At 68.0% G+C, this 11,259-nt stretch carries 9 protein-coding genes and 2 pseudogenes; 10 read left to right on the top strand and 1 reads right to left on the bottom strand.

What is annotated here, in order from left to right:
• A pseudogene (locus A5706_RS11000) lies at nt 1-220 on the top strand (TetR/AcrR family transcriptional regulator); the annotation flags it as partial.
• Nucleotides 221-273: 53 nt separating this feature from the next.
• Here the strand turns inward: A5706_RS11000 and A5706_RS10995 are convergent.
• A pseudogene (locus tag A5706_RS10995) lies at nt 274-807 on the bottom strand (TetR family transcriptional regulator); the annotation flags it as partial.
• Between the two features lie 524 nt (nt 808-1,331).
• Between A5706_RS10995 and A5706_RS10985 the strand changes: the two are divergent.
• From A5706_RS10985 to A5706_RS10945, 9 genes are all read left to right on the top strand, one after another.
• Complete coding sequence (locus tag A5706_RS10985) at nt 1,332-2,561, top strand: PPE family protein (RefSeq protein ID WP_068130120.1); 1,230 nt, start codon at nt 1,332-1,334, stop codon at nt 2,559-2,561.
• A gap of 85 nt (nt 2,562-2,646) precedes the next feature.
• Nucleotides 2,647-3,441 (top strand): glucose-1-phosphate cytidylyltransferase, encoded by a 795-nt coding sequence (locus A5706_RS10980; RefSeq protein ID WP_068130133.1) that lies wholly within the window; start codon nt 2,647-2,649, stop codon nt 3,439-3,441.
• Nucleotides 3,438-4,100 carry a PIG-L deacetylase family protein gene (locus tag A5706_RS10975; RefSeq protein ID WP_068130117.1) on the top strand — a complete coding sequence of 221 codons (663 nt, stop codon included), beginning with the start codon at nt 3,438-3,440 and terminating at the stop codon, nt 4,098-4,100. Before A5706_RS10980 ends, A5706_RS10975 begins: the two co-directional genes overlap by 4 nt.
• Before the next feature lie 24 nt (nt 4,101-4,124).
• Nucleotides 4,125-5,171 (top strand): NAD(P)-dependent oxidoreductase, encoded by a 1,047-nt coding sequence (locus A5706_RS10970; RefSeq protein WP_068130114.1) that lies wholly within the window; start codon nt 4,125-4,127, stop codon nt 5,169-5,171.
• Nucleotides 5,168-5,725: a dTDP-4-dehydrorhamnose 3,5-epimerase gene (rfbC, locus tag A5706_RS10965; protein ID WP_068130109.1), complete on the top strand. Its 558-nt coding sequence runs from the start codon at nt 5,168-5,170 to the stop codon at nt 5,723-5,725. Before A5706_RS10970 ends, rfbC begins: the two co-directional genes overlap by 4 nt.
• A gap of 42 nt (nt 5,726-5,767) precedes the next feature.
• Nucleotides 5,768-6,622 carry a WecB/TagA/CpsF family glycosyltransferase gene (locus A5706_RS10960; protein WP_068130106.1) on the top strand — a complete coding sequence of 285 codons (855 nt, stop codon included), beginning with the start codon at nt 5,768-5,770 and terminating at the stop codon, nt 6,620-6,622.
• 17 nt (nt 6,623-6,639) lie between these two features.
• The gene (locus A5706_RS10955; protein WP_082964302.1) at nt 6,640-8,145 is read left to right on the top strand and encodes a sugar transferase; all 1,506 of its coding nucleotides are present in this window, start codon (nt 6,640-6,642) and stop codon (nt 8,143-8,145) included.
• Nucleotides 8,145-9,623, top strand: coding sequence for a flippase (locus A5706_RS10950; RefSeq protein ID WP_068130103.1), 1,479 nt, complete (start codon nt 8,145-8,147; stop codon nt 9,621-9,623). Before A5706_RS10955 ends, A5706_RS10950 begins: the two co-directional genes overlap by 1 nt.
• The coding region (locus A5706_RS10945; RefSeq protein WP_068130100.1) for a glycosyltransferase at nt 9,620-11,259 on the top strand (1,640 nt) is incomplete at its 3' end. The genes A5706_RS10950 and A5706_RS10945, both read left to right, overlap by 4 nt.

Below are 11,259 nucleotides of genomic sequence, written 5' to 3'. Positions count from 1 at the left end.
GCAAGACGTGGGACGCCTGGTGGTTTCCCTGCACATGGGGCTGCGCCAAACCAGCAACCTGGAGGAACCGGAGCGGTTCTTGCACGACCTGGAGAAGTGCTGGCTCCTGATGTTGACCGGAATCCTGCAACCGGAGCGCATCGATTACTTCCGCCAATTCCTCAGGCGCCGCGCGGCACTGGCGATCAACTCCACCTCGGCGGGCACGGATTCCGGATAACGCCATGGGCAGGTCGCGCGATCGGGCCCGCGCGTGGGCGGCTGTTACGCTTACCGCTCCGGTTCCTCCAGGTTGCTGGTTTGGCGCAGCCCCATGTGCAGGGAAACCACCAGGCGTCCCACGTCTTGCGGGTCACAATGCTGGCCGATGTCGCCCTCCGCGATGGCCTGCTCGACGACCCCCGCGAGCGCCTTGGCCCACTCCTCCAACAGCTTCTTCTGCAGCCCTTCCGACCGACCGACCGACTCGAGCAGGTTCAGGCCCGCCCTGACCCCGTCGGTTCGGATATCTCCGGAGGCGATCAGATACGAGAAGTCGATCAAGGTCTCCAGGCCCGAAAGCCCACGAGTGAGGAGCTCTTCCACCGCGACGGCCCCCGCGGCCGTCTGCTTCTCGATGATCGCCACGGCCAGCGCGTGCTTGGAACGGAAGTGGAAATACATCGCGCCCTTGGTCAGCTCCGCTTCCGCGAGGATGTCGTCCAGGCCGACGTCGTGATAGGCCCGGCGAGCGAACTGATGCGAAGCGGCCCGCAAAATCTGTCGCCGCGTCGCGTCCGCGCGTCCGTCGGTCGAATGGGCGGTCATCGGAACCGAGAACTCAACTGTCCGGTTCGGGTCGACCACGCCGGTGCATGAGCAAGGCGGGTGATCATTCCGGGGCCGGTGCCATGGCCCGAATCGATCGCTTCCACGTTCTCGATGCCTTCCTCGAGCAGGGCACACACCTCGTTCTAAGGGCCAGCACTCGGCGGTGTGCCTCGGGCGGCATATGGGCCGTCTTTGAGGTTAGCAGTCAGGTGTCGTTCCACGGCATTCAACGCAGCGGGTCGCGTTAACAAACTCACAAATACTTTCAGTTAGAGAACCTGGTGTATGCCGAACTAAAAGTATGTATAATCGGTTTCTATGTGGCTTCCAGTTTCTTCGCCTGATCAGCGCCCCTTTTGTGGACCGCGGGCGTGCGGTGCTGTTCGATCGCCGCGTCGACCACTGCGCCGGGCGACCCGCGCCGACCTCGGACGACGTGTGTCGTTCGTCACGTCAGGGGCGTCCTTCTCTGCCGGCGCCCACGCGGCCGGCGGCGCGTCGACGGGCGGGGATCATTCGAAATGATCGACTTTGGCGCTCTTCCGCCGGAGATCAACTCCGCGAGGATGTACGCCGGCCCCGGCGCGGGATCGCTGACGGCGGCCGCGGTGGCCTGGGACAACCTGGCCACCGAACTGCATTCCGCCGCGGCCGCCTATCGGTCGATCATCTCGGGCTTGACGGTCGGGCGGTGGCTGGGCCCCGCGTCGCTGAGCATGGCGTCTGCGTTCGGACCGTACGTCGCGTGGACGGCCGGGGCCGCCGCACGGTCAGCGGAGGCCGCCGGTCAGGCCAGGCTTGCAGCCGAAATATACGACGCGGCCTGGGCCGCGACCGTGCCGCCGCAGGCGGTCATCGCCAACCGGGTTCAACTCGCGTCGTTGATCGCCACCAACTTCTTCGGTCAGAACTTGCCGGCGATCGCGGCCAACGAGGCCCAATACGCCGAGATGTGGGCTCAAGACGCCGTGGCGATGTACGAATACGCCGCTAATTCGGCGCTGGCCGCGGAGCTCACAACGTTCACGCCTGCGCCGGAGGTCGCCGACCCCGCCGCCACGGCGGCCCAGGCCACCGCGGTCTCCCACGCCGCGGCCGGGGCGGGCACCCAGCAGGTCTCACTGGCTGGCCTGATGTCCACGGTGTCCTCGATGTTGCAGACCCTGGCGACACCCGCCGCGGCGAGCGCTGGCGCGGAAACGCCCTGGGGGACGCTGGTGGGCGGGCTCACCTCCGGGACCGGCGGCCTGTCGATGTCGAGCTTCATGAGCAACCTTGAAAGCAACCTGCCGGCCCTGCTGCCGGGCTACCTGATGGTGGCCGCGACCCCGCTGTACGGCCTGTCCAGCGTGCTGGGCATGGCCCAGACCCTGCAGGGGATTGCCGCCACCGCGTCAACGGCGGCCGCGGGCGCGGCCGACGTCGCCGGGCAGGCGGCGGCCGAGGCCGCGGGAGCGGCGGAAGCCGCAGGTGCGGGCGTGGTGGGAGGCCTGGGCCAGGCCGCCGCGCTCGGCCCGCTCTCGGTGCCCGCCAGCTGGACCAGCGTCATCCCGACCGCCCAGCTGACCAGCGCGGGCGCGATATTGCCCAACGCCGGCGTTCCCAACGGCATCGGCACCGTGCCGCCGAGCATGCTGGGCGGTCTGCCGGGCGGCGCCGCGGGGCGCCAGGCGCCCGGTCCGCGGTACGGGCAGATACCGACGGTCATGGCACAGCCGCCGTCCGGCGGCTATGGGGCGGCGATCATATGACCCGCCCAAATCGCGAAATACCAAAAGTATCGTTTCTGGCCCATAGGCGGGAATCCGGTCTCGAATCATCGAAGGGATGGGTGTCATGAAAGTCGTGCTCTTCTGTGGCGGTTACGGCATGCGCATGCGGACCGCCGAGGGCGACCAGGTTCCCAAGCCGCTGCAGATGGTCGGGCCCCGACCGCTGCTGTGGCATGTGATGCGCTACTACGCCCACTTCGGGCACAAGGAGTTCATCCTGTGCCTGGGCTACGGGCAGGCCATGGTCAAGGACTTCTTCCTCAACTACCGCGAGATGGAGTCCAACGACTTCGTCATGCGCGCCGGTCAGATCGAGCTGCTCGATTCCGACATGTCCGACTGGAGCATCACCTTCGTCGACACCGGGCTGGAGTCGCCGATCGGCGAGCGGCTGCGGCGGGTGCGCAAGTACCTCGGGAACGACGAATACTTCCTGGCCAACTACGCCGACGTGCTGACCGACGCGCCGCTCGACACCATGATCGACCGGCTCAAGACGAGCGGCGCGGCCGCCTCCATGTTGATCGTGCCGCCCCAGTCGTCCTTCCACTGCGTCGATGTCACCGCCGGCGGTGACATCAAGGAGATCGCTCCGATCGCCAAGTTCCCGATCTGGGTGAACGGGGGCTACTTCGTCTTGACCCAGGAGGTCTTCGACCTCATTCCCGAGAACGGCGACCTCGTCGGCGACGCCTGCATGGCGCTGGCCGGGACCGGCCGGCTCCTCGGCTACCAGCACGACGGCTTCTGGAAACCGGCCGACACGTTCAAGGAACGGGCCGAACTCGACGCCGACTACAACACCGGAAACCGCCCCTGGATGGTGTGGGAGCAGGCTCCTGCGAGACGTTCGGCATGATCCAGCTGAACACGGGCGCAATCGACTCGATTGCCGTCATCGGCGCGCACTGTGACGACATCGTCATCGGTGCGGGCGCGACGCTGTTGCAGATCGCCCACCACAATCCGGGTGTCGTCGTGCACGCCCTGGTGCTCACCGGCGCCGGCACCGAACGCGAGATAGAAGAAAAGAACGCCTTCGCGGCCCTGTTCCCGCGCTCGGAGGTGCGGTTGACGGTGGCCGACCTGCCCGACGGTCAGCTGCCGGGGCACTGGGGAGCGGTGAAGCGCCAGCTTGCCCAGTTCCGCCGCGAATGCCAGCCCGATCTGGTGATCGGTCCGCACCGCCACGACTACCACCAGGACCATCGCTTGGTCGCCGAGCTCATCCCGACCGAGTTCCGTGCGCAGCTGGTGCTGGGCTACGAGATTCTCAAATGGGAGTCCGACTTGCCGAATCCCACTCTCTACGTGGGCATTCCGACGGAGATAGCGCACCAGAAGGCGCAGCTGCTCGCGCACTCGTACCCGTCGCAATCGGGCCGCGACTGGTTCGACGACGAGGCGTTCCTCGGCCTGATGCGGGTCCGGGGCGTTCAGTGCCGGGCGCGCTACGCCGAAGCCTTTGTGGGCGAGAAGGCCGTCATCAGCCCCTTCGACGCTCATTTCGACAACTGATCTTTCGACGGGAGGGATGACATCATGCGAGTGCTGATCACCGGCACGGAGGGCTATCTCGGTTGCCTCCTGGCGCCGCTGCTCCTCGAGGACGGTCACGACGTCGTCGGTTTGGACACCGGCTACTACCGGGCCGGTTGGCTGTGCCCGGGGCCGCTCGCCGGCAGTGCCCACCCGGTGGCGCCGCTGACCCTCATCAAGGACATTCGCGACGTGACCGTCGCGGACCTGCGCGGGTTCGACGCGATCGTGCACATGGCGGAGCTGAGCAACGATCCGATCGGGGACCTGATCGGCGACGTCACGTACGAGGTAAACCACCGCGGCAGCGTGCATTTGGCAGAGTGCGCCAAGCACGCCGGCGTCGGCCGATTCGTCTACATGTCGTCGTGCAGTGTGTACGGGATCGCCGACGGGACGGTCGACGAGGCCAGCCCCATCAACCCGCTGACCCCGTACGCCAAGTGCAAGGCCCTGGTCGAGCGGGACCTCACCGCGATGGCCGACGACGACTTCTCGCCGGCATTCCTGCGCAACGCAACGGCATTCGGCGCCTCCCCCCGCATGCGCTTCGACATCGTGCTGAACAACCTGGCCGGGTACGCCTGGACCGAACATCGCATCGCGATGACCAGCGACGGCACCCCGTGGCGGCCGCTGGTGCATGCCCTCGACATCGCTCAGGCCATCCGGTGCGCGCTGCGCGCCGACCGGCAGACCGTGCACAAACTCGTGGTCAACGTCGGCAGCGACGAAAACAACCGCACAGTACGCGAAATCGCGGAGACCGTCAGCGCCGAGTTCCCCGGCTGCGAGCTCACCTTCGGCCCGCCCAACGCGGACAACCGCAGCTACCGGGTGGCGTTCGGCAAGATCCGTGAGGTCTTCCCCGACTTCCGCACCGCGTGGGACGTCGCGGCCGGGGCGGCGCAACTGCATCGCGTCTTCCAGACCATCGCAATGGATCCCGAAACATTCCACGGCCGCGGGCACACCCGCCTCAAGCAGATCGAATACCTGCTCAAGACCGGGCAGGTCGACCAGCGACTGTTCTGGAAGGAGACGCAGTGAAGTACACGCCCACGAGTGTCGCCGGGGTGACGATCATCGACATCGAACCCCATCGCGACCATCGCGGCTTCTTCTCTCGATCCTTCTGCGCCGACGAATTCCAGACCTACGGGCTCATTTCCGAAGTGGCACAAACCAACCTTTGCTTCAACTACACCCGCGGGACGGTGCGCGGCTTGCACCGGCAGGCGCCGCCGCACGCCGAGGCGAAACTGGTGCGTTGCGTGCGCGGCGCGATCGCCGACGTCGCCGTCGACATCCGCCCCGAATCGCAGACCTACGGCAAGCACGTGATGGTCGAATTGACCGCGGAGAACCGCCGCGCGCTGTTCCTGCCGCCCTACGTCCTGCACGGCTTCCAGACGCTGACCGACGACACCGAGGTCATGTATCAGGTCAGCGGACCCTATGTGCCCGAAAGCGAAGAGGGATTCCGTTGGGACGAAACCGAATTCGCCATCAAATGGCCGCTGCCGGTGACCGTCATGTCGGAGAAGGACGCCAGCTGGCCCGTTATGAATGAGACGGCGGCGGCCGAGAGCGAGGCGTCATGACCTCGTACCACCCGGTCCGAGAGCGCCTGGGATAGGTTTGCCATGGGCCACGAATCCTCAGCAGCCCCGGTGCGCATGGTCGTCAGCGGGAGCGTCGTAGAACGCTGCGACACCGACCAGGTGCTGTCCATCATCTCGGCTCGCCTGCGCTCGCAGGCCGGCGGACTGGCGGTGGGCTCGGTGAATCTGGATCACCTCCACCACTTCCGCTCCCTGGGCGCGACGCCCGCGAGCCGGCTGGAATGGCTGCTGCTGGCCGACGGCATGCCGATCGCGTGGCGGGGGCGACTGCTGACCGCAAAGCCGTGGCCGCGCGTCACCGGTGCCGACTTGCTGCCCGCCGTCTTGGCGTTGGCCGAGTCGACGGGTCAGCGGGTCGGCTTCTTCGGCGGCAGCGCCCAGACCCACCGGCTGCTGGCGCAGCGCCTGTGGGCGCGCTATCCCGCGCTGGTGGTCTCGGGCATGTGGGCGCCCGACCCGGCCGACATCGAATCGGGTTCCGACGCCTTGGCCGCCGATATCCGCGCCGCGCGCACCGACATCCTGGTGGTCAGCCTCGGCAAGCCACGCCAGGAGCAGTGGGTGGATCGACACGGATTTGCCACGGGTGCAAAGGTTTTCCTACCGTGCGGTGGCGCCATTGACTTCCTGGCCGGCATGACCAGCCGGGCCCCGAACTGGATGCAGGAAGCCGGCCTGGAATGGTTCTACCGGTTGACCCGCGAGCCTCAGCGGCTGGCCCGCCGGTATCTGCTGCAGGGGCCGCTGGCCTTGCTGCGCGCATCGCGCGCCCAGCTGATCTGTTATCCGGGCGTGTACTACGCCGGGATGCCGACTTCCGAAACCACCGAAAACACCGAAACCCTCCTCGCCGCGGCGCAATCGGCGACGGCGTAACCGAGAGAACGGCCATCATGACGACCACGCTTCCAGCCGACACCGGCCCGGCACCGCTTGCAGTGCTGCCCGCGCCGCGGGCCGGCACCAAGGCCGTTGCCCGTTGGCAGCAGCGGTACTCGGCTCGCCTGCGCGTCACCGACTCGATGATCGTCTGCGCCGCGGTCGCGCTCGCCCAGTTTGTCCGGTTCGGGGACTCGCCGAACACGTCCGGGTACCCCGGGCCCGTCATGACGCTGTTCTCGGTTCTCTTTGCCGCGCTGTGGCTTTCGTCGATGTCGATGTTCCAAACCCGGTCTACCCGGATTATCGGCGCAGGAATCGACGAATACCGACGCATCGCCAGCGCCTCGTTCTGGACGTTCGGGTTCATCGCCATCGTCACGCTGCTGGCCAAGATCGAACTGGCCCGCGGCTATCTGGCGGTCGCGCTCCCCGTGGGCACCCTCGGGTTGCTGGCGAGCCGCAACCTGTGGCGCAAGCACGTCTGGCGTAAACGGGCGCAAGGGCAATACCAGTCGCTGGTATTGGCAATCGGGGACCGCCCGGGCGTTTCGCACCTCGCCCACGAGCTGCTCCGCAACCCGAACGACGGCTATCTGGTGGTCGGCGTCTGCATCGCGGGCTACGGCCCGCCGCGCGGCGAGATGCTGACGGTCCAGGGCCGCAAGATCGCGATCCTCGGCGACGAAACCACCGCGGTATCCGCGATCGCCGGCTGTGGCGCCGACACGGTGGCGGTGACGCGCACCGAGCACTTCGGCGTGCACGGGATCCGGGACCTGATGTGGCGATTGGAGACGATGGACGTCGACCTGGTGGTGGCGCCCGGGGTGGTGGACGTCGCCGGGGCGCGGCTGACCCTCAAGCCGATCGCGGGATTCCCCCTGCTGCATGTCGACAAGCCGCAATACGAAGGGACCCAACGGTTTCAGAAGCGTGCCTTCGATTTCTGCTTCGCCCTGGCCGCACTCGCCGCGACCTCGCCGCTGCTCGTCGCCGCCGCCGTCGGCATCAAGGCGACGAGCAGGGGGCCGGTCTTCTACCGGGCGGAGCGCATCGGCCTGGACGGCAAGCCCTTCACGATGCTCAAGTTCCGCACCATGGTGGACGGCGCCGACACCCAGGTCGAACGGCTGATGCCGCTCAACGAGGGCGCCGGCGGAATGCTCTTCAAGATCCGCCAGGACCCGCGGGTGACGCCCATCGGCAAGATACTGCGCCGGTTCAGCATCGACGAGTTGCCACAGTTCATCAACGTGCTCAAGCAGGACATGAGCGTTGTCGGACCGCGCCCGCCGCTGCGGCGCGAGGTCGAGAACTACGACGGCGAGGTCAAACGCCGCCTGCTGGTGAAGCCGGGCGTGACCGGCCTGTGGCAAGTGAGCGGCCGGTCGGACCTGTCGTGGGAGGACTCGGTGCGGCTCGACCTGTCGTATGTCGACAACTGGTCGATGACGGGCGACCTGCTGATCATCGCCCGGACGCTCAAGGCCGTGCTGAGTAGCGACGGGGCGTACTGATGGCGCACGACACCACGATTGAGCCGGCCCCGTCCGCACCGGCATCGGCGGCGGTGCCGAGGTCGCGGATCGCGCACGCGTTCTCCGTCCAGCTCGTCTGCCGGGCGCTGGGGATGCTGGCCTCGGTCGTCTCGGTAGCGATGACGGCCCACTACCTCGGGCCCGGGCGCTACGGCCAGCTGACCATCGCGGTCGCCTTCGTCGGAATGTGGGCCAGCCTGGCCGATCTCGGCATCGGCACCGTCATCGTGCGCCGGGTGACCTCCGGGACGGGCGACCTGGAGCGGCTCGTCCGCATCAACAGCGGACTGTCCCTGATGTACTGCCTGCCGCTCGCGGCACTGGCGGCTGGTTCGGGTCTGCTGCTCTACCGTGACGCCGACGTGCGGGTGATGCTCGTGGTGTTGTCGGGCCAGCTGCTGATGCTGACGATGACGACGCGGTTCGAGCCGGTGTTCCTGTCCACCGTCCGTTTCTCGGCCGTGGCGATGTCCGACGTGCTGGGGCGGCTGGGCACGCTGGCGATGGTCAGCTACCTGGTGGCGGCGCGGGCCGACGTCGTCTGGTTCGCGGTCGCGCAGCTGATACCGCCGGCGCTGCAGCTGCTGATCCAGGGCACCGCGGCGGCCCGGCACATCTCGTTGCGGCCGATCTTCGCGCCACGAGAGATCGCGGACCTGTTGCGGGAGAGCGCATTTCCGATCGGTGTCGCCGTCGTCGGCGTCCTGTACTGGCGCACCGACGGCGTCATCCTGTCGAAGGTGAGCACGCATTCGGAGGTCGGTGTCTACGGGTTGGCCTACACCGTGGCGTTCAACACGCTGATCGTGTCGATGTTCTTCCTCAAGGCGACGCTGTCGACGGCCACCGATCTGTTTTCCCGCGACGTCGCCGCGTTCGCCAAGTTCCTGCGCCGCTGCGTCGAGCTGATGTACTTCGCGGGTGTCCCGGTCGCGGTCATCGGCACGTTGCTGGCTCGGCCCCTGATCGAGTTGTTCGGCGACCGCGAGTTCGTCGAGCGTGGCGCGCCGACGCTGGCGACGCTATTCGTGGCGGTGGCTTTGCGTTTCGTCACCGGCACCCTGGGCCAGGGGCTGTTCGCCTGCCATCAGCAGAAGTTCCTGTTCCGGTTGTCGATCGCGACGCTGGCGTTCAACATCGTGCTGAACGTGGTCCTGGACGCGCCGTTCGGCGCGGTGGGCGCCGGCCTGGCATTGGTGGGCACCGAGGTGTTCGGCATGGTGCTGGCCAGCTGGTGGCTGCGCCGCGAGTGCGACTACCGCACGCCGGTGGCGTTCCTGCTCCGGCTGCTGGTCCCCACGGCGGCCAGTGTTGCGGTGGCACTGCTGCTTTCGGGCCACCACGCCGCCCTGACCGTGGCCGCCGCGGCCGCCGCGTACCTGGCCACCAGCGCGGCGGTCGGGCCGTTCGGCTGGTCGACGCTGGCCGCGCTGCGCCACAGGCCGGTGATCGCATGAGCCGCGAACTGGACCGCGCGTACCTCAAGCCCCCGGTCGGCACGCTGACCAGGTCCGGCCGGCCGATGGTGGTCATGATCGTGACCTACAAGAGCCACGACCTGGTGGAGCAATGCCTGGCCGGCGTGGCCGAACACCTGCCCGAGCTGCCGGTGTTCGTCTACGAGAACAGCGGCGACACCTATCCCGGTCGCGAGGAGCTGGCGGCCCGCCACCCGGAGGTGCACTGGGTGCTGGGTCCGGTCAATCTCGGCTTCGCCGCGGCGTTTAACGCCTTGGTCGAGCACACGCCGTCGGACGCCGACCTGCTGCTGCTGAACGCCGACGCCCGCTTGCAGGGGCCGCTCGCGCGCACCCGGGAGCTGCTTCGCCAGGAGAAGGTCGCCGCCGTGGCGCCCATGGTGCACGACGACGGCGCCCCCGGCCCGGAGCGGTGGGACATCGCGACGCGGCGCCGGACCCTGAGCCGGGCGCTGGTCGCGGCCGCCGGCTACTCGGATCTGCTGCGCGGCACGCCGATTTCGCACCTGTACTCCCGCCAGCCCGGCGAGTCGGAAAGCATCGACGGCTATGTGGGCGGTGCCTGCCTGGCCATCAACCGTGCGGCTTGGAACGAAGTCGGCGGCTTCGACGAGGAGTTCTTCCTCTACGGAGAAGAGACCGATTGGCAGGCCCGCGCCAGCGCGGCGGGCTGGCGCATTCTGCTGGCCGACGAAATCGACGTCGACCACGGCAATCCGGCGACCGCCGGCCGGTTGGAGGAGCCCGATGCCGCGCACGGCGCGGAGGTCTCGACGCCGGAACGCCGCCGCAATCGCGACCTGTTGCGCGCCAACATCGCGCTGTTGCTCGAACACCAGGACGGCGTACACCATGCGGACCTCTACCTGGCCGGCACCACCCTGCTGGAGCGGCTACAGCGCTCCAAGCGCGACGCACGACGGCGCGCCTTTAGCCACATGGCAACCGCGCGCCCCGGCAAGCCGGCGATCGTGATCACCACCAACCGCCTGGTCTACGGCGGCGCCGAACGCCAAAAGGCCCTGCTGGCGGCCGAATTGGATCGGCGCGGCTACCCGGTCACCATCGTCTGCATGCAGCGGTTCGGCCCATTGATCAAGGAGGTCCCGCACAGCGTGCGGGTGGTGCGCCAACCCTGGTGGGCACCGGCCGTCGACGTTCCGCCCGGCCCGGCGGTGCTGATCAGCGGTGACACCAACACCGAGACCGGGTTCGCGACGCTGTGGCGCGCGGGCGGCGGCGGCCGGCGCTGGCTGGTCGCGCCGCACGTGCCCCCCGAACCGGACCGCCCCATCTACTCGCGGCCACTGGCGGCGGCGATGGGTCGCTGCGACGGCTTCGTCGTCCTCGCCCAACGCCATTGGGACATGCTGACCGCGCAGCACCGGCTCGGCGGGCGCCGATCCGTCGCGCCCAACGGGGTGGCGCTGACGGGTGAGCCGCAGCCCCGCGATCGGGCCGCCGGTGACCCGGTGCAGTTGGTGATGCTCTCGCGCATCGTCGAGCACAAGAACCCGCACCTGCTGATCGAGGCGCTCGGCGACCTGGCCGACATGCCTTGGGAGCTCTCGATATTCGGCGACGGACCCGACCGGGAGCGGCTGCAGGCGCGCAC

Source organism: Mycobacterium sp. E796, from assembly GCF_001672815.1.
In the GTDB taxonomy this organism is placed as follows: domain Bacteria; phylum Actinomycetota; class Actinomycetes; order Mycobacteriales; family Mycobacteriaceae; genus Mycobacterium.
The sequence above is the reverse complement of the archived record's forward strand: the minus strand, read 5'-3'. Positions and strand labels throughout refer to the sequence as shown.

Excerpts from the sequence above, each read along its gene's own strand:
- A5706_RS10985 (WP_068130120.1), top strand. The coding sequence starts at position 1,332 with ATGATCGACTTTGGCGCTCTTCCGCCGGAGATCAACTCCGCGAGGATG.
- A5706_RS10980 (WP_068130133.1), top strand. The coding sequence starts at position 2,647 with ATGAAAGTCGTGCTCTTCTGTGGCGGTTACGGCATGCGCATGCGGACC.
- A5706_RS10975 (WP_068130117.1), top strand. The coding sequence starts at position 3,438 with ATGATCCAGCTGAACACGGGCGCAATCGACTCGATTGCCGTCATCGGC.
- A5706_RS10970 (WP_068130114.1), top strand. The coding sequence starts at position 4,125 with ATGCGAGTGCTGATCACCGGCACGGAGGGCTATCTCGGTTGCCTCCTG.
- A5706_RS10960 (WP_068130106.1), top strand. The coding sequence starts at position 5,768 with ATGGGCCACGAATCCTCAGCAGCCCCGGTGCGCATGGTCGTCAGCGGG.
- A5706_RS10955 (WP_082964302.1), top strand. The coding sequence starts at position 6,640 with ATGACGACCACGCTTCCAGCCGACACCGGCCCGGCACCGCTTGCAGTG.
- A5706_RS10950 (WP_068130103.1), top strand. The coding sequence starts at position 8,145 with ATGGCGCACGACACCACGATTGAGCCGGCCCCGTCCGCACCGGCATCG.